This is a genomic window from Bradyrhizobium sp. BR13661 (genome assembly GCF_029892425.1).
In the GTDB taxonomy this organism is placed as follows: Bacteria; Pseudomonadota; Alphaproteobacteria; order Rhizobiales; family Xanthobacteraceae; genus Bradyrhizobium.
This window is the reverse complement of record NZ_JARXWB010000036.1, coordinates 35,845-58,408: the sequence shown is the minus strand read 5'-3', so window position 1 is coordinate 58,408 and position 22,564 is coordinate 35,845. Positions and strand designations below refer to the sequence as shown.

Sequence of the window (22,564 nt, the reverse complement as noted above, 5' to 3'; positions counted from 1 at the left end):
TAGCCGATCACGGAATTGCGTAAAATTTTAGGGTTCGGCGCCCTCGCTGGACCGCGACGCCGAAGCGCAATAATCACGCCAGAACTGGCGATAGCCTGCCTCGACCCTGCCCGCGTATATCTCGACATTGCCGGCCGGCGAGGCTGCGATCTGAGCCGGCAGTCCCGCGCGCAGCTTCGCCAGTTGATCCGGCTGGGCCGCAAACTTGCATGCAATTGCAACGTAGCCATCGTCGTCCGCGGCGATCCAGTCGTCGAGGCCGACGGCCGCCACGATCGAGGCGCCGGCGCGCGATGAGGACGCGTTCCCCAACCTGGCGATCACGGGAACGCCGGCATAGAGCGATTCCCATGTGCTGATGCCGCCATTCTGGGGGAACGGATCGAGCGAAATGTCGACCTCGGCAAAGGCCCGGAGATGCTCGTGGCGCGGGGTCATGCCGAGGCAGGTGATGTTCCCTTCGCCAATCCCGTGCGCCACAAATCGCGCGAGGAGCCGCTCGCGCACCAGGGGATCGTCGAGCAGCGTGTGTTTCAGGATGATCCGCGATCCCGTCACCTCGCGCATCAGTCTCGACCACACGCGGATCGCGTCGTCCGAGATCTTGTTGATGCGGTTGAACACGCCGAAGGTCACGTGACCGTTGCGGAGCATCGGAAGCTCTGACGGCGGCACATCCAGGATCGGATCCAGCGTGTTCAGGCACGGCAGGTCATAGACCTTTTCGGCCAGCAGATGCCGCGCCGATTCCGGAATGAAGACGGGATCCGCAAGCACGTAGTCCATGGTCTGAAGGCCCGTCCCGGACGCGTGTCCGAAGGCCGTGACCTGGATGGGGGCCGGCTTGCGTGCAAACACAGGAAGCCTGTTGCCGGTGGTATGCCCCGATACGTCGATCAGGATATCGACCTTGTCGGCCTGAATACGATCGGCCAGCTGGTCGTCCGACATCTGCCAGGCATCGACCCAGGTGTCGGCCAGCTGCTTGAATTGGGCGGTCACCTCGTCCTGCGTCGAAGAGCACGCGTAGCAGACGATTTCGAACTTGGTGCGATCATGATGCCGCAGGATCGGCAGCAGCGCGAACGCCGCCGAGTGATACCAGAACTCGGCGGAGACATAACCGATCACGATCCGCCTGTCGGGATCGAGCGACCGCGGCGCCAGCGTCCTTTGCGGCAATCTGGTGCCGATCACGTCCCACCAATGCTTTCGCGCGGCCTGCTGGACCGCGAAATCGGCCTCAGTGAGAAAGTCCAGAAAGAATATCTTTCGCCCGATCAATCCTGCATCCGGCGTGATGGCCACCGACGCGTCCAGAAGTTCGATTGCGGACGCGATCTCGCCCTGGTTCGCGAAACAGGCGCTCAGCAACGCCAACCCGACCGCGGAGCGCGGATTTTCCTCGAGCAAGGTCGTGCAGGCCAACATGGCCTGTGCCGTATTGCCCATGTCGAGCGAGACCTGCGCTTTCCCCTGCAGGGCCACTTCGAGCCTGGGAGACAGCGCAAGCGCTGCGTCAAAGTCCGCCGCCGCCTGGTCCAGCCGCGACAATTCGAGATTGAGACGCCCGCGGTTCGCCAGGATCTTCGCCGAGCCCGGCCTGAGCGCGAGCGCCGTTTCCAGCGCGCTCCTGGCCTCGTCGTAGTTCTTCAGCTCGATATTGACCAGGCCCTTGCCGACCTGCGCCTCCACGTGTCGCGGCTGGAACAACAGGGTACGCTCAAAACTCTGTCTGGCGCGCTCGAACCGTTGCACGGCCAGCTCCGCGAGGCCGCGATTGCACAGCGCATCGACATGGTCGGGCTTCAGCTTGATCGCGCGATCGTAGACGTCAATCGCCTGCTCGACGCAGTTCAGGTGCAGCAGGGCATTGCCGAGGTTGGCCAGGGCCATCGGGAAGTTCGGCTTCAGCGCGATGGCCTTCTCCAGACAGGTGCGCGCGTCCTCATATTGCCCGAGCGCAAAATGCGTCGCTCCCAGATCGGAAAACGCCTGTGCCGAGCGCGGGTCGACGGTCACGGCTTGCTTGAGGGCCTGTTTCGCTGCTTCGAACTGCTGAGCCGCAAAAGCGCACAATCCGAGCAGGTGCAGGGCGCTGAAATGCTCCGGCAGCTCATTCAGGATCTGGCGGCACAGCGCCTCGGCCTCCGCATACCGGCCCTGGCCATAGGCCGTGTTCGCGGCGGTGATGATCGCCTCCGCCTGCTTCTTGAATTTCTTCTGCAATCGCGCGTTCTGGAACGCGCGCGCACCGGCGCTGCTCTGCAAGGTCGCTCTCCGAAGGGATGGCTGAGGGAGAGTCTAACTGATTCGCTCGGGCCCCCGGCCGCTCGGCGGCGCCTCCGGGATCTCCCGGGAGATCAGCGCAGGATCTGGCTCAGGAACAGTTTGGTGCGGGCGTGCTGGGGCGCGGCGAAGAACTCATTCGGCGTGTTCGCCTCGATGATCTGGCCGGCGTCCATGAACACGACGCGGTTGGCGACCTCGCGGGCAAAGCCCATTTCGTGGGTGACGACCAGCATGGTCATGCCCTCCTCCGCGAGGTCAACCATGGTGTCGAGCACCTCCTTGACCATTTCAGGATCGAGCGCCGAGGTCGGCTCGTCGAACAGCATCACCTTCGGGTTCATGGTCAGGGCGCGTGCGATGGCGACGCGCTGTTGCTGGCCGCCGGACATTTGCCCCGGGAATTTGTTGGCCTGGTGCGGGATCTTGACCCGCTCCAGGAATTTCATCGCGGCCGCCTCGGCATCCTTCTTGGGGATGTTGCGCACCCAGATCGGCGCCAGCGTGCAATTGTCGAGCACGGTGAGATGCGGGAACAGGTTAAAACTCTGGAACACCATGCCGACTTCGCGGCGCACGGCGTCGACATGCTTGAGGTTCGGCCCGAGCGCGATGCCGTCAACGACGATCTCGCCCTCCTGGAACTCCTCGAGCGCATTGATGCAGCGGATCAAGGTCGACTTGCCCGAGCCCGAAGGGCCGCAGATCACGATGCGCTCGCCCTTGCTGACTGCGAGGTCGATGTCGCGCAGCACGTGAAACTCGCCGTACCATTTGTTGAGGCCGGAAATGTTGACGATGGGATCAGCGGACATGGCGAGCTCGATCAGTTGCGGCGGTGAGCATTGAGGCGGCGCTCGACGAAGAGCGAGTAGCGCGACATTCCAAAGCAGAACAGAAAGTAGATGACGCCGGCGAAGGCGAAGCCGGTGAACGCCGTCGAGGGCGTCGACCATTTCGGGTCCGAGAACGAGGCCCGCAGCGAGCCGAGCAAGTCGAACAGCGCCACGATCGAGACCAGCGAGGTGTCCTTGAACAGCGAGATGAAGCTGTTGACGAGGTTCGGAATGACGTGGCGTAGCGCCTGCGGCAGCACGATCAGCGACGTCGTCCTCCACCAGGACAGGCCGAGCGCCGCCGCCGCCTCGCTCTGCCCGCGCGGGATCGCAGCGAGACCGCCGCGAACGTTCTCGGCCTGATAAGCGCCCGTGAACAGCGCGATTCCGATCAGCGCGCGGACCAGGCCGTCGACGCTGAAATTGCCGGGCAGGAACAGCGGCAGCATATAGGTGGCGAAGAACAGCACGGTGATCAGCGGCACGCCGCGCCAGAACTCGATGAAGGCAATCGAGAAGATCCGGATCAGCGGGATCGAGGCGCGCCGGCCGAGCGCCAGCGCAATGCCGATCGGCAGCGAGGTGACGATGCCTGTCACGGACACGACCAGCGTCACCAGCAGGCCGCCCCAGAGGTTCGTGCCAACGATCGGCAGGCCGCCGTGGTCGAGTCCCATCAGCTTGATGACGACCGCAATGGCCACAAAGGTGGCGATGCTCCATGCAAGCGCGCGCCCGCCGCTGCGCATACCGCCGCCGAGGAAGAAAGCAATCAGCGAGACGAATGCCGTCGTGATGACAAAATCGAGCCAGACCGACTGGCTCGTCGCCTGGATCTGGTCGCGCAGCCAGGTCAGCGGGAAAATCAGCCAATGAATCGCAGTCCCGACCAGCACGATGATATTGCCGACAACCCAGAGCAACGGCGCGATGGCCGATGTCTTGCTCAGGCTGACCAGGATCTTTCCGGCGCTCACGATGCTGTCGTCGAACAGTTCACCCAGGCCGGCCGCCCAGCTGACCCCGAAGCCGCTGATGCCGCCGCCATGCAGCAGGAAGAATGCAACCACCGGAAAGGCGAAGAAGAACAGGGTGGAGTTCAGGCCCTTCGCCGGCAGGCGCGGAATCAGCAGGGGCAGCAGCAAGGCCGCCGCCAGGATCAGCGCCAAATTGACCCGCCAGCGCTCGGATTCAGGATAGAAGCCGTAGATGAGCTGCGGCAGCTTGGCTTGGATGTAGGGCCAGCAGGCCCCCACCGCAAAGCCAGCATTCTCGGGCAGGCAAGCCGCGCGATCGTTGCCGGTCCAGACCGCATCGACAATCAGGAACTTGACCGACGGAATGATCGTGAACCAGAGCAGCAACGCACCGACGATGGTGAGCAGGATATTGGTCGGCGAATTGAGCAGGCGCGTGCGCAGCAGGCCGATGACGCCCGTGGTCTTGATCGGCGCGGGACGCTCGGCGACCAGGTCCTGACGGACAAAGGATGACGCGGTGATATCGGTCATGCACCGAGGCTCCGGCTGATCCGCCAACCGTAAATGCTCATGGCGCCGCTGGTGACGAGCGAGATCAGGAGATAGACGCCCATCGTCATGGCGATGATCTCGATCGCCTGCCCGGTCTGGCTCAGCGAGGTTCCGGCGAACACCGAGACGAGGTCGGGATAACCGATCGCAACCGCGAGCGACGAGTTCTTGGTAAGGTTGAGGTACTGGTTGGTCAGCGGCGGCACGATCACGCGCATTGCCTGTGGCACCACGATCAGCCGCAGCGTGGTGCCCCGGCTGAGGCCGAGCGAGGCTCCGGCCTCCATCTGTCCCGCATGGACGGACAGGATACCGGCGCGTACGATTTCCGCGATGAAGGCCGCGGTATAGGTCGACAACGCCAGCGTCAGCGCCACGAATTCCGGAATGATCCGCGCGCCGCCGGCAAAATTGAAACCCTTGAGCTGCGGCAGCTCGACCGTGAAGGGCAAACCGAACACCGCCATCGTGACCAGCGGCAGCCCGATGACGAGGCCCAGCACCCAGGGCCAGATGTGGATCCTCTGCCCGCGCAAGAACAGCGCCCGCCGTGCGTAGATGCGAAGCGCAAGTGCCGCGACGGCGCCGAAGGCCAGCACCACCAGGAACGGATCGAGTCCGGCCTGACCGATCGGCTGCGGAATGACGAGGCCGCGATTGCTGATGAAGGCGATGCCGAACAGCGAGATGCTCTGCCGCGGGTTGGGCAGCGCCGCGAGCACCGCCAGGTACCAGAACAGGATCTGGAACAGCAGCGGCAAATTGCGGATCAGCTCGACATAGAGTTCGCCGACGCGCGACACCAGCCAGTTCGGCGACAGCCGACATAGCGCGACGATGAAGCCGATCAAGGTGGAGAACACGATGCCCACCACGGAGACCACGAGCGTGTTCAGGAGACCGACCACGAACACCCGCAGGAACGTGTCGGAGCCGGTGTAGGAGATCAGGGTCTGGTTGACGTCGAAGCCGGCGTTATTCCTGAGGAAACCAAAGCCGGCGGCAATGTGCTGGTTTTCGAGGTTGGCGCGGGCGTTCGAGACGATCTCATAGGCGATCCAGCCCAGCACTGCCGCGAAGGCAAACTGGACGGCGACGCCGTTCCAGCCTGCCTTGCCACCCAGAAGGCGCCTGATCTTCAGGGCGATCTGGAGTGGCGGTTTACGAGCCTCGGTGCTCATTGCCGTATGCCGGCCGCTCGATCGGGATCAGCGGATCGGCGGCGCGTACTGGAGACCACCTTTGTTCCAGAGATTGTTCAGACCGCGGCTGATGCCGAGCGGCGAGCCCGCGCCGACGTTGCGATCGAACATCTCGCCGTAATTGCCCTCGGCCTTGATGATCCGGATCACCCAGTCCTTGGTCACGCCGAGTTGCTCGCCAAAATTGCCGTCAGAGCCAAGGACGCGTTTCAGCTCCGGATTCTCCATCTTGGCTTTCTCGTCGACGTTCTTCGAGGTGATGCCGAGCTCCTCGGCGGTAACCATCGCATACAGCGTCCATTTCACCAGGTCGAACCACTGATCATCGCCATGGCGCACCATCGGTCCGAGCGGCTCCTTCGAGATGATCTCGGGGAGAACCATGTGGTCGTTGGGATTTGCGAGCTTCAGGCGGTTGGCGTAGAGGCCCGACTGGTCGGTGGTGAAGACATCGCAGCGCCCTGCTTCATAGGCCTTGACGGTTTCGTCGTTGGTGCCGAACGCGATCACCTCGTACTTCATGTTGTTGGCTTTGAAGTAGTCGGCGAGATTCTGTTCGGTGGTGGTGCCGGTCTGGACACAGACCGAGGCGCTGTTCAGTTCCAGCGCGGAATTCACCTTGAGCGACTTCTTCACCATGAAGCCCTGCCCGTCATAATAGGTCACGCCGGTAAAATTGGCGCCGAGCGAGGTGTCGCGCGAGATGGTCCAGGTGGTGTTGCGCGAGAGCACGTCGATCTCGCCGGATTGCAGCGCGGTGAAGCGGTCCTTGGCCGAGGTCGGCACGAACTTGACCTTGGTCGGGTCGTTGAAGATGGCGGCCGCGATCGCGCGGCAGACGTCGACGTCGAGGCCGGTCCAGTTACCCTTGTCGTCGGGCGATGAGAAGCCCGGCAGGCCCTGGCTGACGCCGCAGGACAACATGCCCCGGTCCTTGACGGTCTTGAGCGTTTGCGCGTCGGAAGCCTGGGCAGAGAGGCCGGCGGCGAGAGCAAGGGAGAGAGCCAGGGTTACGCGTTTCATGGGCTTGGAGCCTTTCAAAGTCATCTCAAGGTCGGGAACTGAATCTCTGCAAGGATCTCCTTGCAAGAGTCATGCTGGAAAACCTTGCCGGACAATCGCCGATCCCAAGGAGGCCATACCTTAATCCCCGCCGCAGGCGCCCGCCGTTATGGCTGTCACGCAAGGTCCGGTCAGACGATGGATCGAAGGTCGCGGCAGGCCCCTCAACATGCGGCGACTGAATAGCACCTGCGCATCACAGAACGACTGGCGAGCCGGGTCAAGGGGTTGACGGGACTCTTCTGTGTTCTGTTATTAACGTTCGCGGCCTCCCGGCCGGCCCGACGGCGCCGACCCGCGTTGGACGGAAACGCTTTTTTGAAAGCAGACGCATGGATTCCTCGCACCCCGCACAGCAGCAAGCCGAAACCCGGCTGGTCACCTCCGGCCGCGACACCAAGGCGCAGAAGGGGTTCGTCAATCCGCCGGTGTTCCACGGCTCGACCGTGCTCTATCCGACCGCCGAGGACCTGCACGCCCATCGCGGCGAGTTCACCTATGGCCGCCACGGCACCCCGACCACGCGGGCGTTCCAGGACACGCTGATGGCGCTGGAGGGGCCGCAATGCGCCGGCATCGGCATCGTGCCCTCGGGCCTGTCGGCGATCTCGACCACCCTGCTCGCGGTGCTGAAGACGGGCGACCACCTCCTGGTGTGCGACAACGTCTATCGTCCCACGCGCAATTTCTGCAACGGCATGCTTGCCCGTTACGGCGTCGAGACCACCTATTACGATCCGCTGATCGGCGCAGGTATCGAGAAACTGTTCAAGCCGAACACCCGCGCGGTGCTGGTCGAGGCGCCCGGCTCGCAATCCTTCGAGATGCCCGACATTCGCGCCATCGCCCATGTCGCGCATGCGCGCGATGCGCTCGTCATCGACGACAACACCTGGGCGACGCCGCTCTATCATCGCTCGCTCGAACAGGGCGTCGACATCAGCATGCAGGCCGCCACCAAATATATCGGCGGCCATTCCGACATCATGTTCGGCACGATCTCGGCCAATGCCAAGGCCTGGCCGCAAATCACCGAAGGCATCCGACTGCTCGGCGTCTGCGCCGGCCCCGATGACGTCTTCCTCGCGCTGCGCGGCCTGCGCACGCTGTCGGTGCGGCTCGCGCAGCATCACCGTTCGGGCCTGGACATGGCGCGCTGGCTTGCGGCGCGGCCCGAGGTCGCGCGCGTCCTGCATCCCGGGCTCGAGACAGATCCGGGCCACGCGATCTGGAAGCGCGACTTCACCGGCGCGTCGGGCCTTTTCAGCATCGTGCTGAAGCCGGCGCCGCAGAAGGCGGTCGACACCATGCTCAACACGCTCAAGCTGTTCGGCATGGGCTTCTCATGGGGCGGCTTCGAGAGCCTCGCGATCCCCTTCGATTGCGATGCCTATCGCACCGCGACCAAGTGGGCACCGGGCGGCCCGACGTTGCGACTCCACATCGGGCTCGAGAGCGTCGACGATCTCAAGGCCGATCTCGATCGCGGCTTCGCGGCGCTCAAAGCAGCCATGTGAGCCTACCGAAGCGGCATCAGACCTGGCGCCGCGTTGGCTGGCGCCAGAGAATTAGCTAGCTAGACTAGGGATCAGCGATCCAGAGTCTTCGACGCCGTGCCCCGGTTCTTCCAGATCAGCATGATGTTGCGCAGATAGATGATGGTCGCAAACAGCTGCCCGAGGATGATGATGGGCTCGCGCTTGACGACGCCGTAGACCAGCGTCATCAGGCCGCCGCCCATCGAGCAGAACCAAAACGCCATCGGCACCACGCTGTTGCCGGCGCGCTCGCTTGCGATCCACTGCACCAGGAAGCGTGCGGTGAAGAACAATTGCGCAACCAGGCCGAAGGCGAGCCAGAAGTCGAACTTGGCGACGAAGACGTCGTAGAAATAGTTGCTCACGGCCTGGCCGTACTGAATGATCATGCCTCCACCTCAGTCGCCTCTGGTGTCGGCTTCTTCCGACGGATCAGCCACCACACGCCGGCGAGATCCATGATCCCGATCCACAGCCGGTCGAAAAAGCCGTAATTGGACACGCCGGAATGACGCGGCCGGTCGATCACATCGACATAGGCGATGTCGAAACCTTCGCGGCGCATCAGCGCCGGCAGGAAACGATGCAGCCCGTCGAAATAGGGCATCATCAGGAAGACCTCGCGCCGGAACGCCTTCAGCCCGCAGCCGGTGTCGCGCGTGCCGTCCTGCAGGATGGCGTTGCGGACCTTGTTGGCCACCCGCGACTGGAATTTCTTGAAGCCGGTGTCCTTGCGACCCACACGCTGTCCTGCAGCAAGCCCGACATTCGCGCCCTTCTCCACCGCCGCGATCAAGTCCGGCAGGAAGGCCGGATTGTTCTGTCCGTCGCCATCGAGCGTTGCAACGATCGCGCCACGTGCCGCTCGCACGCCACTGCGCACCGCGGCCGACTGGCCGCCGGATTTGGCATGACGAAGCTGCCGCAGATTGCCGCGCTGCTTCATGATCTGCGCGAGCCGCTCGCCGGTCGCATCCGTCGAGCCGTCGTTGACATAGATGATCTCATAGGCCCAGCGGCCATCGAGCGCGGCGGTGATCTCCTCGACCAGAGGCGCAATGTTGTCGGCTTCGTTGCGTACGGGGACGACGATGGAAACCGAAGGCTGGGACGACGACAAATCGAAAGCTCGTGGTTGGATTGGGCCTGGCCCGGGAACCCTTGGCCCGGGAAGCAGCCGCTTTTATGGGGCGGCTGGGCCGCGGGCAACCCTTTTGAGGCCCCCTGGAAGCGGTCCTGGAAGCGGCACGATGGTGCCGTCGGCGCGGATGGCAAAGCCGAGCCTGCGGGCCGCAAACCAGTAGCGCACGGCCATGGCGCTGACCATCCCGACCAGGGCGCCGGCCGTGACGTCACTCGGATGGTGCGCAAGCAATACCAGCCGCGTCAGCAGGATCAGAGCAGCGTAGATGAACATGAACACGCGCAGGCGCGGCCAGAGCGCAGAGACCGCAAAGGCAAGTGCGAACGCCGTGACCGCATGCGCAGACGGCAGGCTGAAATAGGCCTCCGTGCCCTGGAACGGAACGAAGTTGAACGGATTGGCCTTGCCGCCGACGAAGGGCCTGCCGCGCCCGATGACGAATTTCAGGATCTCGGCGACGAACACCGACACGGCAACGGAAAGAAACACATATTGCAGCCGGGTCCCAAGACCGAGCAGCAGCCTGCGGCGTGTGTCATGCAGCCCCGCCGCAACGAGCGCGACGGCGACGAGCGCGATGGCAAGCGCGACGAGGACATATTCGTCCTTGCCGAAATCGGTGAGAATGCGGATCGGCCACAGCCAGGCCGTGCCGCGCGCCGGCATCAGCTGGATCTCGGTCTGATCGAGCGCAAGCATCAGCACGATGACCAGAGCCGCACCCGCCGCGCTGAGCCACAGCGAATGCCGCGCCAGCTTTCGCGCAGCTGCGGCGCGCCGCGAATGCGAGGGAGCGCGCACGAGCTGCGCCAGGGCTGTCCCCGCGACAGCAAACAACTGTGCTGGGTAGCTGGCACGCGGGGCGATGGTCGGCGTCGCAGACATCCTACTCGGTGCCTTCGGAGCGGAAGATCGAGATAGAGATCGCGCGTCCTTGCGAGAAATTATAGCCGTCGATGCGCGCGCCGACCTTGTAGCGTAGCCCGATCGCCTCGGCACGCTGCACGAAGCTGCGCTCCGAGCGCTGCTCGACCAGCGCGAAACGGCAACTCCCCTGCCTGAGGAAATCGGCAGCTCCCGATCCGTCGGTCAGCAGCGTCTGGGTGCCGGTCAGGAAGACAAGGCTCGGCTCGGCGTAGCCGGCCGAGGCCGCCCTCGGTCCGACGCAGGTCACATTGCGCAGCGCGCGCGCGATCTCGATGCTCGGAAACAGCGGTGTCAACGACGGCAACACGATGCCATAGACCACCACCGCCAGCATCAGCGCAGCAACCAGGGCGTTGAGCACCGATCGCTCGGCGCGGTTGGTATCGAACAGCCACCAGGCGAACAGGCCGAAAATCAGCGAGGCTGCGATGAAGGGCCAAGCGACGAAAGCCGGCTGTCGCGTCAGCATCACCGCGCCGACGACCGCGACGATCGAGCCGGCCGCGGGGATCGCGAACCACCAGGCCGAGCCGCGCATCAGCCAGGAGCGCGACAGCACGCGTCGCTCGAGTGCGCCGGCGGTGAGGATCGCGATCGCGGGATAGAGCGGCAGCACGTAATGCGGCAGCTTGGTCAGCACCGCCTCGAACACGATCCAGGACGGGATCAGCCAGGCCAGCAGGAATTGCGCACCGGGCTCACGCCGCGCTCGCCACACCGCAGGCGCGGCCATGGCCGCAAGCGGCGCGCCGGGCCAGAAGGTGACCCAGAACAGCGCCAGATAGACCCCGGGCGGCGCACCATGGGATTCCTGCGCGCCGATCTTGCTCAGCATGTCGCCGCCGACGGAGTCGGCAAAGAAGGCGTCGCCCGCGCGCCAGAAGATCGCGATGAACCAGGGCAGCACCAGCACCAGCATCCACATCAGGCCCCAGACCGGACGCAGCTTCCACAGCCAGGAGGCATCGCGATCCTGGATCGCGAGCGCGACGATGGTCAGGCCTGCGAACATCAGGATCAGCGGGCCCTTGATCAGGATGCCCACGGCGAGCGCGGTCCAGAAGATCGCGGGCCAGCTCCAGGGCGGATGGGTCTCGTCCTCGGCGCGCTGCCAGGATAGATAGGCCCGCGCCATCGCCCCCATCGCGGCGACCACTGAGAACAGCAGCACGGCGTCGGTCTTGGCGAGACGCGCCTCGACACCGAGCAGCACGGAGGCGGACATCAACAGCGCGGCGAGGACCGCGGCGCGCCGCGTCACGAAGCCCAGCGCAGTCCAATAGGTCATCAGCACTGCGCCGATCGCACCTAACAGCGACGGCAGCCGATAGACCCAGATCCGCAGTTCGGCCTTCGGCAGCTTCAGCGCCGTCGCGGCTTCGACCGCAGCCGATTGCAACCAGTAGATGCCGACCGGCTTCTTGTAGCGGACGTCCTCCTGGAAGCGGATGTCGACATAATCGCCGGTCTCGACCATCTGCTTGGTGGCCTGCGCGAAGCGCGCCTCGTCGCGATCGACCGGCGGGATGGTGAAGAAGCCGGGCAGAAAGAGCAGCAGTGCGCAAAGCACCAGAAAGCTCACGGCGCGGGCGTGGCTGGCAGTGACATAGTCGAGCATCAGCACGAGCCGGCTGCCCGGATTCACCGGCGTTTTCGGCTCTCGGGGCGCTCCAAATCGGGGAGTGGGATAGGTCTCGGCCATTGGTTCCGCTTACGCTGAAACCGCCATCGCCACAACCGCTTAAGCCGCTCTCATTGAATTCGAATGACGACTGTGTCCGCGGCGCCCGTGGCGTCGATCACGGTGAGCCGTGCAAAGCCCGGGCCGGGCGGATCGATCAGGCGCTGCCGGCGGCCATCGATCTCGCCGAGCGCCGTACCGTTGACCATGACGGTCATCGGCAACACCCCGCCGGCGACCTTGACCGGCATGGCGGCGGCTTCCGTGCCGCCTGAGCGATCGACGTCGATCCTGCTGCCGTTGAGCGGGAACTGGATGTGGAGCGCCTGCTCGCCGCCGGTGCGGACCAGTTCCCCGACGGGGCGGAACCGCTTCAGGGGCAATGGCAACTTCGCGTTGCTCGCCACCAGGGTTCCCTTCGGCGGCTTCGGGAGCGGGGTCAAGGTCTTGCCGGTCCGCGCGAGGGCATCGAACAGGATGGGGGCTGCGGCCACGCGGCCGATCAGGCCGGGAACCGGCGCGCCATCGGGCCGGCCGACCCAGACGCCGATGGCCATACGACCGTCGAACCCGACCGACCAAGCGTCGCGATAGCCGTAGGAGGTGCCGGTCTTGAAGGCAATGCGGTTGTGGGCCGCGTTCTCCGGCGGCGGAGTTCCCAGGAGCACATTCCCGACCTGCCAGGCCGCGACCGGGTCCAAGAGCCGCAGCGGCTCGCGATCATCCCTGGCAGCCATGATCTCCCGCAGCGGCTTGGTGGTGCCGAGCCGGGCGAATCCCGCATAAAGCTGCACGAGATCCTGCAGCGTCACACCGACACCGCCGAGGCCCATCGCGAGCCCCGGTGCCTCGTCCTTGGGCAGAATGAGATTGCCGCCGGCCTGCCGCAGCCGCGACGCCAGCCGGCTCGCGCCGACGCGGTCGAGCAGCACGATCGCCGGCACGTTGAGCGACAATTGCAGCGCCTTCTTCACCGGCACCGTGCCCTGGAACGTCATGTCGAAATTCTCAGGCGCGTAGGAGCCGAAGCGCACCGGGCGGTCGTCGATCAGACTGTCGGGATGAACAAAACCATCCTCGAAAGCGAGGCCGTAGATGAACGGCTTGAGGGTCGAGCCCGGCGAACGGATGGCACGAGTCATGTCGACCTGCCCTGCCCGGCTGTCGTCGAAATAATCCGCCGAGCCGACGCGCGCGAGCACGTCGCCGCTCTCGATGTCGACGACGATGATGCCAACCGAAATGTTCGGCCCTAGCGCAATGGCGCGGTCATGCGCCAGCGGCTCCAGCACCTTCTGCAGGCTCGAATCCAGCGTCAGCTTGATGACCGGCGCATCCTTGACCGTGGCCAGCGCGCTGTCGGACGCATGCGGCGCCAGGATCGGCATCGGCTTGCGCAGTGTCGGCACCGGCACCGCCTTGGCCTGCTTCGCGTCATCGAGGCTGACCACATGCTCTTCGACCATGCGGTCGAGCACGCGATTGCGGGCGATGCGCGCGGCCTCCGGATAGCGGTCGAGCCGGCGCGTCTCCGGCGACTGCGGCAGCGCGACCAGCAGTGCAGCCTCCGCCAGCGACAGCCGCTTCGGCTCCCTGCCGAGATAGGCAATCGATGCGGCACGGATGCCCTCGAGATTGCCGCCATAAGGTGCGAGTGCGAGGTAGAGGTTGAGGATCTCGTCCTTGCTCAGCGTTCGCTCCAGCTCGATCGCGCGGACGATCTGGTGCAGTTTGGCGTAGAGCGAGCGCTGCCGCCGTGGTTCCATGAGCCGCGCGAGCTGCATCGAGATGGTCGAGCCACCGGACACGATGTGACCACGTGTGGAGAGCTGCAACGCCGCGCGGCCCAGCGCCAGCGGATCGATGCCGTCATGGGCATAGAAGCGCTGGTCTTCATACGCGAACAGCAATTTCAGATAGGTCGGATCGACATTGGCCTTGGCGTCGACCGGCAGACGCCAGCGGCCGTCCGCCATCGCATAAGCGCGCAGCAGCTTGCCGTTACGATCGACAATGGTGGTCGAGACGCGCCGCGCTTCGTCGAGCGGGAGCGGACCGAGGGAATAGACCCAGCCGACAAAGCCGATAATGGCGAGAATGAAGGTGAAAGCTGCGACCGATAGAACACGACGGCCCCAGTCCCACGCTCCGTCATGGCCGGGCTTGTCCCGGCCATCCACGTTCTTGCTTGCCGAACCACAGTCCGAGGATGCCCGGGACAAGCCCGGGCATGACGACGGAGATTGCGGCTCGTTCGGAAAGCTAGTCATCCAAAGCGCTCACTTCGCCGCCCGCACCTCAACCGTGCCCGTGCCGGTGCGGCCGTAGCGCGAGGGATTGTACATGTCTTCGACATAGGCCTGCGGCAGCACGTATTTGCCGGGCGAGACCACGCGCACGACATAGGCGACGGTGAACACCGCCTTGGAATCCGAGGCCCGGTCAACGGCCGCCGTGAAGCGGTCGTCGCGGAACTCGGTATCCTTGGGCTCCGCGCCGTCCTCGATCCAGTCCAGCGTGCCGCTATCGCCCGACGACACCAGCTTCGGATTGTCGATCTCCAGGCCCGCCGGCAGATAGTCGGACACCATGATGTGGCCGTACTCGGGCTTGGCCTCCGTAATCTTCAACACCACGGCGAAGCGATCGTTCTGCTTGACCTTGCTGATATCGGCAGGCTTGCCGTCGAGCGTGAAGTAGTTCCGCTCGATCTTGAAGCCGTTGGACGCGGCCGGCTCCGGCGTGACCGGCGAGCCCGACACCGAGATCACCGCCTGCACCGGTGCATCGCCGGTATTGGTAATCTTCAGCGGCTTGCCGCTCAAAGTGTCCGCCTTGTAGCTTCGATAGAGCGCGGTCTTGACCGGCTGGCCGTCGACCTCGATCGAGAGGTTCTCCTTGGCCAGCGCCCGCGCCGCCAGCACCAGCCACGCATTCTCCTGCGTGGAGGTGTAGGGAGTTAGCCCGCGCGCGGTCTCGACCCGTGCCACGGCCTGTGTCAGCGTCGCTTTCGGCGCGTTGCCTTCGCTGGCGAGCGAGACGAGCGCCGCGGCATCGCGGAGCTGCGAGCCATAATCGCTGCGACCGAACTCCAGCACCGGCTTGGGCGCAAGCGAGTCGAGCGCTGCTCCATAGACCCGCTCGGCGCGGTTGCGGTCGCCGACCAAAGCGAGCGCCGCCGCAAGCTGAGATTTGGCGATCGGCGTCGCCAAATTGTTCAGCTTGGTGTCGGCGAGATAGCGGAGGTCGCCGATCGGTGCCGCGCCGTTGCGGGCGAGCACGTAGAGGCCGTAAGCGAGATCGCGGCCGCCGTCCTTCTCCGGCTCGTTGCCGTTGACGACGGAGTTGCGGATACGATCGAGCGCGTTCTTGAACAGGACGTCAGGCACCACGAAACCCTTCTCGCGGGCGCGGGTGAGGAAGTCAGTCACGTACGCATCGAGCCAGGCATCGTCGCCGCCCGCCGACCACAGGCCGAACGAGCCGTTCGAGCCCTGACGCGCCAAAAGTCGCTCGATCGCGTCGCGGATGCGCTGGTCGACCTCGCTGTCCATGGCGAGATGTGCGCCGGCAGCGAGGTCGTTGACGTAGAGCAGCGGCATGGCGCGGCTGGTGATCTGCTCCGAGCAGCCATAGGGATAGCGATCGAGCGCTTTGAGGATTGTCGCTGCATCGAGCGCGGTGGACAGGCTCGCCGAGACCGAGACGCTGCCGGTGCCCGGCACGAGGTCGGAGAACATGTCCGAGGTCAGCGTCAGGCTCTCGCCTTTCGCCAGCGTGCGGATCGAGCGCCGCGCCAGGACTTGGGTCGCCGCCTTGACGTCGAGCGCATAGTGGCGCGCGAGCGTAAGCCCGTTCGGCCCCTTGATGTCGACGTCGAGCGTCGCCGGCCCCGCCGCGGTCGCGTCGACCGCCAGCGCGAACGAATTGCGCTGCCTGGCCGCGAGCTTGACGGTGGTGGCGGGATTGCCGGTCATTTTCACCGGGCCGCCGGTCTTGACATTAATAACGTAGTCGCCGGCCTGGCCCTCGACATTGTCGATCTCGAGATTGACCGTGCCGTGGTCGCCGTTGAGCAGGAAGCGCGGCAAGGTCGTGGTCAGCACCACGGGATCGCGGATCACGACATCGGTGTTGGCGCGGCCGAGCTTGGTCGCCGTCCACGCCACCGCCATCACGCGCGCGGTGCCGGCGAACTCGGGAATGTCGAAGCTGATTTCAGCCGTGCCGTCGGCGCCGACGGTGACGATGCCCGAATAGAGCGCGAGCGGTTTCTGCGCGGGCGGCGAGCCCTGCAGCTCGGCAGCGCCGGCGTCACCGCCGGACTTGATCTGGCCGCGCGTGCCCGACATGCCGTCAATCAGTTGCCCGTAGAGATCGCGGATCTCCGCGCTCAGCTGGCGCTGGCCGAGATAATAATCGTCCGGCGCCGGCGGCTTGTAATTGGTGAGGTTGAGAATGCCGACATCGACCGCTGATATTACGACCTTGGCATCCTCACCGGGATTGAGCCCCTCGAGCTTGACCGGGATCTTCAGCATCGCATTCGGCCGGATCAGATCGGGCGGCGAAAGCTTCACAGCAAGCGTGCGCGCCTGCTTGTCGATCCCGAACCATTTCAGGCCGATCGCGCGGCCCGGCATGCGCTGCGCAGCCGCATCCAGCGGACGGCGCAAGGTCGCCACCACATAGGCACCGGTGCCCCAGTCCTTGCCGACCGGGATCTTCACCTGCGCGGTGCCTTCCTTGACGTCGACGGTCTGCGTCGTCAGCAGGCGGTCGCCGACCACATTGACGGTCAGCTTGCCGGCGGAGCGGACGTTGACCGAGACGGTCATGGTGTCGCCGGAGGCGTATTGCGGCTTGTCGATCGAGGTTTCCAGGAGGTCCGGCGTGTCGGCGCTGCCGTCGGAATACCAGCCGACATCGAACTGCACCGAAGTCACCGGGCCTTCGGCGTCGTTCGATTTCACGTCCAGCCGATAGCGGCCGGGGCGTGGCGCCAGCGAGATCCGGAACGGCTTGTCGGCCGCGATCGTGACGTCACCATCTGCGACGCGCGATGTCGACTTGACGGGTTCGTACTCCCAGTAATTGTTCTGGCGATACCATTGGTAGCGCGACTCCATTTTCAGGAGCTCGTAGCGCAGGCCGTCACGCGGCAGCGTCTTGCCCTCGGGCGAGACGAACACGATTTCGAACTCGGCCTTGTCGCCCTCCGCGACGTTCTTGTCGCCGAACAGCGGCTTGATGCCGATCAGCGCGGTCGCAGGCGCGACCGGCAGCACCAGCTTGCGCTCGACGGCGCGGCCGCCGGTCTCGACCATGCGCACGAAGATCTGCGCTTCCTGCGGACGTGTCGAAGCTGGCTGTTTTTCCAGTGTTACCGGGAAGGTCGCGACACCGTTTGCGTCGGCCTCGGGCAGGTTCTCCAGCGGCGTGCGCTCGTTCGAGGTGGTCTGCTCGTCATCGACGCCAAACTGGTAGCCGGCAAAGCCCGGCCGCCCGGCAGCCGGCGCGATCAGCATGTCGCCCTCGAGCTGGAGGCCCGAGGCCGGCGCGCCATAGAGGAAATGGCCGTCCGCCTTAAGCTCCACAGGAGCGTTAGCTTTGATCAGCTTGTCCTTGGCGGACAAGTCGAATTCGATCCGATCGGGGACATAGTCCTCGACCATGAACGTGGTCTCGCCGACCGACGAGCCCTTCGGATCGGTGAAGGCGCGCACCCGCCAGGTCCCGGTCGGCACGGCCGAGTTCAGCGGCACAGACAGCGTGCGACCGCCGGCGCCCTGGTCAGCCAGCACCGCGCGGCGGAATTCGACGCCGTCGGGGCGCTCGATCACCAGCGTCAGCGGCCCGCCATTGACGGCATTGCCCTGCCCGTCGCGCAGCAGCGCGGTGAGATAGACGGTCTCGTTGGAGCGGTAGACCCCGCGCTCGGCATAGACGAAGGCGTCGGCGCCCGCAGGCACCGCACGACCCGCGACGCCGCGGTCGGACAGATCGAAGGCCGAGGTCTTCAGGCTGAGGAAGGCATAGTCGGCCTTCTCGCCCGCGACCGTCAGCATCGCCGGCGACAGGCCGCCCTCGCCGCGCGCAAGCCCCGCCTCGAACAGCACGTGGCCGGCATCGTCGGTCTTGCGCGTCGCCAGGATCTCGTTGTTGCGGGCGACCAGCCGCACCTCGGCTTTGCCGACCGGATCGGTCGAGGCCAGCGAATTGACGAAGACATGAATGCCGTCATTTCCGGAATAGGCTGCTACACCGAGATCGGAGACGATGAACCATTGGGTGGCGAGCTGATATCCATCGTCGCTGCCCGGGCCTTTGGCGGCCGCCGTCATCACATAGACGCCGGGCTGAAGTTCACCCAGCGCCTGGTCGACCGGGAATGCCGTGATGACGTCCTGGTTCAGGGTCATCGCGGTCGCGAGTTCGCCGGACCAGACCTTCATGCCCCGCTCGTCGCCGAGATCGGAGAGCTGATATTTCGACAGCGTCTTCTGGAAGTCGCTGTCGACCACCGTGTTGATGAGGTTGCGGTCGCCGATGCGGAACACGTCGATGTTCACCGCGGGCGTGTTGACGCTGACCACGGGGATGCCCCGCTGGCCGGTCCGCGGCAGCACATAAGCGCGGCTGGTGAAGCGCACGAACGGCTTGCGGTCGCGCACATAGACGTTGAACTCGGCCGATTTCGGCAGGCCTTCCTTGACGGTCGACGGCAGGCCGGCACGCAAATTGATGTTGTAGCGCTCGCCATGCTTCAGCCCGTCGACGCAGAGCTGCTTGCCTTCAGCCGATAGCGCCGGCTTGTCCTGGCCAGCGAGCGCCAGGAACGGCGCGAAATCGGTGCGCTTGGCGAGTTCTTCCGAGAACTGGAAGCAGGCGCGCGGGCTCGCCGAATCCGAGTCCACGGTGTAATCGAGCAGCCGGAAACCGTGCTCGTCGCGCAGCTTTTCGTAGTTCCCGCGAACGTCGGCAACCTCGCGCATATCGAGCGACAGCCGCAGCGCATCCAGCGCCGGCCGCCACAGCTTGCGTTCGGCGAGCGACTTGCCGAGCACGGCGAGCGCGTCCGCCTCCTCGCCCTGATTGCCGGCGCGCTGGTAGGCGATGTAGGCGGCGGTCGAGGCACGCTCCAAGAGAAAGGTCTGCTCGCTCGAGCTCTTCGGCGTGATCTGGAAGATGACTTTTGCCAGCCGCAGCCAGTTGCCGGCGTCCTCGGGCGTGGTGGTGGCGATCTGGCCGAGGATCGAGAGCCCGGTGCGGAGATCACTGCGCTTGAAGGCCGCGTCGGCGTCGGTGCGCAGGCTCGCGCCGGACTTGGCCACCGGCCCCGCCTCGCTCTTGATCTGTGCCTCGAGCTTGATGGCGGAATCGGCGAGATCGTCACGCTTGAAAGCCTTGTCGGCTGCCTGCGCAGCGCAAAGACCAAACGCCAGCGTGGCGCAGAGAGCGACGGCGCGAACCAGACCAATCATGAAAGGACTCCCGGAAATCGCGGTCGAGCGCCGCGGCGGCAATAATGTGTGCGGAAAGGTGACGGACTCATGGCGATGGAACTGAAGGTGCAAAACGTCGCATTCGCCATGGCAAGCCACGCCCAGAGGGGACCGATCCAGATATCGCCGCGCACGCCGTCCTGTGGCGCAGCCAATACGGACCCGTCAACCGGCGACCGTGTCCCGGAAGCTGGCCAGCGTTGCCGGCGACGTTATCCATCGTCCAGTCCGCTGCCGCTCAACCCGGCACCCTGACACTCCGCCGTTCCGGTTTGTCGCCGCACTGAGGAAAACGGTTCGGTTCAGGCTTGGCGAAAGACCAGATTTTTCATATTGCCATGCTATATGAACAGCCGCCCCCAAACCGGGGGCGGCCAGGACGGTCCCGTAGCTCAACTGGATAGAGCATCAGATTTCTACTCTGAGGGTTGCAGGTTCGATTCCTGCCGGGATCGCCAATCCCCAGATCTTGTCGGCTCGCGCCGGCGTTCATGATTAACGCCTCACGCGTCTGCCCATCGCAAATCTGTCGTCTTTCACGAACGCGTGGGTTGCCTTGCCGCAGCCTTTGAACTTGGCAGGCGCCCCCCATGTATCGGCGGCGAGCGAATTGCGCTCGAAAGGGACTTTCGATGTCGCGGGCCGAACTGACGAGAATGGGGATTGCCGGCGTTATCGCCGTCATCGCGATGTCGTTTCTGGCGCTCGACGCAGTCGTGGACGTCAACTCCAGCACAATCACAAATCGGATCGAGATGGCGCAGGCGTCGATTGCCGATGCAGGCATGTCCCAGCATCAACTCGCCTCCGGCGTCCACGCCTCGGTGCATCGCGGCCATCCGAGGCCGCCGTCAGCGGTCGAGTGATTGGGGCCAGCTCCTGAATCGCTTCGCAGATATTCAAAGATCCGGCTCGGAGCCGACGGCAGCCACAGGCTGAATGCAATCAGTCCCGGCGCTCCTCGTCGCGCCGATCGCGCGCGAGCTGATGCCACGCCAGGGCCAGTTCGATGAGGAGTTGCCGGTCGGGGCCTTCGGACGCCGCGGCGCGCTTCATTGCGGCCTCGGCTTCATGCTGTGGATCGTACTTGGTACACATGAGGCCAACTTTAGCCGGCCGATATTGACAAGTGCGTGGCAATTTCGTCCGTATGATTGCGGTGGACGAAAGTCGCAATGGCCTGCGCATTTCAGCACGATGTTACCGCGGCGAATTTTGTCGCGACCGGAAGCTGCGCGAGCTCTCCTCTTGGAGACGATCTTGCGTCAGAGGCACAACGATCAGGCGCGACAAGCCCCTCACGCCGGACTTCGTATTTTCCGTAGTCAAAGACGTCGACCTCCGCCGCCTGGCCGAGCGACTGTTTTGGATACCGCGCGCACAAAACGGTGAAGCCGCCTCTCGTTCGGTCCGATCTGTGAATTGGGTCACAGCCGAACTCCAGCGCATTCGCTAAACAACATCAGGCGCGACGCAAGATCGCGCCACAGATGGGCTGATCGAGTCATGACACAGAAGGCCGAAAGTGCGGCACAGCCGGACGCATCGCCGCGCAAGGCGGACGCGATTGGCCTCGCCCTTCTCGCCACCATCATCCTGGCCATGACGGCCTGGATCGGCGGCCTGGTCTGGGCCTTGATAGCGTTCCTGAACTGGCTCGTTTCCTAGCGAGCTCGCCGGTCGTCCCCGCTAAAACAGGTAGTGCACCAGTTGCACTGCCTTGACCCCTCCGCAAACGATCATGGCCCACAGCGCCAAGCTGATCTGGATCGCATCCAGCATGTGTTTCTGTCCCCTGCGACTCACCTGTTCGTTTTTTCTTTGATCAATGCGTGGTGCGACAAAGAGCGCCAGCTAAAATTTAGGGCAGTTGTTGTGCGTCGCCGCAAGAACGTCGCTGCGTCCGAGCGCCGCTGATCACGACACACCCCGATGCGCAAATGCAAATGAGGCGGGCACCGGGCCCGCCTCATTTAAGTTAGGTTGCGCGTCAGGTTCAGTAACAGGCGCGCGGATCGGCCTGCACATACTGGCCGTTTGGATAGCGGTAGTAGCAATTGCCCTGGGCGAGATAGTAGCCGGGACGCGCGGCAGCCGTGGCGCCGGCGATGGCGCCGGTCGCGCCGCCGATGACCGCGCCTGCGGCCGCACCCGTGGCATTGCCGGAGATCAGACCACCGAGCACACCGCCGACGATGGCCCCACCGAGCGCGCTTGCGCCGGGATCTGCGGGGGGCGGCGGAGGCGGCGGCTCATAGGCAACCGGCGGGCCCGGCGGCGCGTAGGCCACCGGCACATCGTCCACATAGTCCTCGGAGATATAGGCAGGTGGGCCGTCCATCCGCTGCGGATAATAGTACCAGACGCCGCCGACATCCCACCACCAGCCCGGACGGCCATTATGGACCTCGTGACGCCAGCGTCCGCCGTCCCAGGCAAAATTGCCGCGATAGGGCTGTCCGCCCCAGTCGCGCGCGGGCGCCGGACCGCGCGCCATAGTGCGGCCGGGCGGCGGCCCGCCGGCACCGTGCGGACCGGGACCCGGCCCCGGAGCCATATGGGCCTGACCGCCAGCTGGGGGCGCGGGGTGCCCTGCCTGCGGAGAAGGACCCTTGCGTATGTTCTGATTGGACAGAGGCGGGCTACCAGCACCCTGTCCCGGCGGCTGGCCGGCGCCCTTAGGTGGACCTGCGTCCTGCGCCTGCGCGGACAATGCCAGCAACGATACGGCCGAAACCACGGAAATGATGATCTTCATGCGGCTGGGCGCGCTCATGGGTGCCTCCCCCTCAACTTTCAGAAAATTGCCGTGGTCCAGGCGCGATCGACGACGGCAATCGTGCCTGGC

The 22,564-nt window shown here is 64.8% G+C and carries 15 protein-coding genes and 1 tRNA gene; 4 read left to right on the top strand and 12 right to left on the bottom strand.

The features are described 5' to 3' along the window. Positions 1 to 27: 27 nt before the first annotated feature. From M2427_RS36555 to M2427_RS36535, 5 genes are all read right to left on the bottom strand, one after another. Complete coding sequence (locus M2427_RS36555; RefSeq protein ID WP_280711652.1) at positions 28 to 2,271, bottom strand: tetratricopeptide repeat protein; 2,244 nt, start codon at positions 2,269 to 2,271, stop codon at positions 28 to 30. 92 nt (positions 2,272 to 2,363) lie between these two features. Then, the gene (locus M2427_RS36550) at positions 2,364 to 3,104 is read right to left on the bottom strand and encodes an amino acid ABC transporter ATP-binding protein (protein ID WP_280711651.1); all 741 of its coding nucleotides are present in this window, start codon (positions 3,102 to 3,104) and stop codon (positions 2,364 to 2,366) included. 11 nt (positions 3,105 to 3,115) lie between these two features. Further along, positions 3,116 to 4,636, bottom strand: coding sequence for an amino acid ABC transporter permease (locus M2427_RS36545; protein ID WP_280711650.1), 1,521 nt, complete (start codon positions 4,634 to 4,636; stop codon positions 3,116 to 3,118). Beyond that, a complete protein-coding gene (locus M2427_RS36540; protein ID WP_280711649.1) occupies positions 4,633 to 5,838 on the bottom strand; it encodes an ABC transporter permease subunit in 1,206 nt (401 codons plus the stop codon). Before M2427_RS36540 ends, M2427_RS36545 begins: the two co-directional genes overlap by 4 nt. A 27-nt stretch (positions 5,839 to 5,865) precedes the next feature. Further along, the gene (locus tag M2427_RS36535; protein ID WP_280711648.1) at positions 5,866 to 6,882 is read right to left on the bottom strand and encodes an amino acid ABC transporter substrate-binding protein; all 1,017 of its coding nucleotides are present in this window, start codon (positions 6,880 to 6,882) and stop codon (positions 5,866 to 5,868) included. A 371-nt stretch (positions 6,883 to 7,253) separates the two neighbouring features. Between M2427_RS36535 and metC the strand changes: the two genes are divergently transcribed. Then, positions 7,254 to 8,438, top strand: coding sequence for a cystathionine beta-lyase (metC, locus tag M2427_RS36530; protein WP_280711647.1), 1,185 nt, complete (start codon positions 7,254 to 7,256; stop codon positions 8,436 to 8,438). A 71-nt stretch (positions 8,439 to 8,509) separates the two neighbouring features. Here metC and M2427_RS36525 read toward each other — a convergent pair whose 3' ends face one another. From M2427_RS36525 to M2427_RS36500, 6 genes are all read right to left on the bottom strand, one after another. Next, the gene (locus M2427_RS36525; RefSeq protein ID WP_280711646.1) at positions 8,510 to 8,848 is read right to left on the bottom strand and encodes a lipid-A-disaccharide synthase N-terminal domain-containing protein; all 339 of its coding nucleotides are present in this window, start codon (positions 8,846 to 8,848) and stop codon (positions 8,510 to 8,512) included. Continuing rightward, positions 8,845 to 9,579 carry a glycosyltransferase family 2 protein gene (locus tag M2427_RS36520; RefSeq protein ID WP_280711645.1) on the bottom strand — a complete coding sequence of 245 codons (735 nt, stop codon included), beginning with the start codon at positions 9,577 to 9,579 and terminating at the stop codon, positions 8,845 to 8,847. The genes M2427_RS36525 and M2427_RS36520 overlap by 4 nt, the downstream gene beginning before the upstream one ends. A gap of 63 nt (positions 9,580 to 9,642) precedes the next feature. Beyond that, a complete protein-coding gene (locus M2427_RS36515) occupies positions 9,643 to 10,488 on the bottom strand; it encodes a phosphatase PAP2 family protein (RefSeq protein WP_280711644.1) in 846 nt (281 codons plus the stop codon). Between the two features lies 1 nt (position 10,489). Further along, a complete protein-coding gene (locus tag M2427_RS36510; protein WP_280711643.1) occupies positions 10,490 to 12,232 on the bottom strand; it encodes a glycosyltransferase family 39 protein in 1,743 nt (580 codons plus the stop codon). A gap of 50 nt (positions 12,233 to 12,282) precedes the next feature. Beyond that, positions 12,283 to 14,391, bottom strand: coding sequence for a penicillin-binding protein 1C (gene pbpC, locus M2427_RS36505; protein ID WP_280711642.1), 2,109 nt, complete (start codon positions 14,389 to 14,391; stop codon positions 12,283 to 12,285). Positions 14,392 to 14,490: 99 nt separating this feature from the next. After that, a complete protein-coding gene (locus M2427_RS36500) occupies positions 14,491 to 19,695 on the bottom strand; it encodes an alpha-2-macroglobulin (protein WP_280711641.1) in 5,205 nt (1,734 codons plus the stop codon). 402 nt (positions 19,696 to 20,097) lie between these two features. Between M2427_RS36500 and M2427_RS36495 the strand changes: the two genes are divergently transcribed. From M2427_RS36495 to M2427_RS36485, 3 genes are all read left to right on the top strand, one after another. Then, a tRNA-Arg gene (locus tag M2427_RS36495) sits at positions 20,098 to 20,174 on the top strand. A gap of 174 nt (positions 20,175 to 20,348) precedes the next feature. Then, a complete protein-coding gene (locus M2427_RS36490; RefSeq protein WP_280711640.1) occupies positions 20,349 to 20,582 on the top strand; it encodes a hypothetical protein in 234 nt (77 codons plus the stop codon). Between the two features lie 640 nt (positions 20,583 to 21,222). Next, positions 21,223 to 21,384 (top strand): hypothetical protein, encoded by a 162-nt coding sequence (locus M2427_RS36485; RefSeq protein ID WP_280711639.1) that lies wholly within the window; start codon positions 21,223 to 21,225, stop codon positions 21,382 to 21,384. 328 nt (positions 21,385 to 21,712) lie between these two features. Here M2427_RS36485 and M2427_RS36480 read toward each other — a convergent pair whose 3' ends face one another. Beyond that, positions 21,713 to 22,492 (bottom strand): hypothetical protein, encoded by a 780-nt coding sequence (locus M2427_RS36480; RefSeq protein ID WP_280711638.1) that lies wholly within the window; start codon positions 22,490 to 22,492, stop codon positions 21,713 to 21,715. Between the last annotated feature and the right edge of the window lie 72 nt (positions 22,493 to 22,564).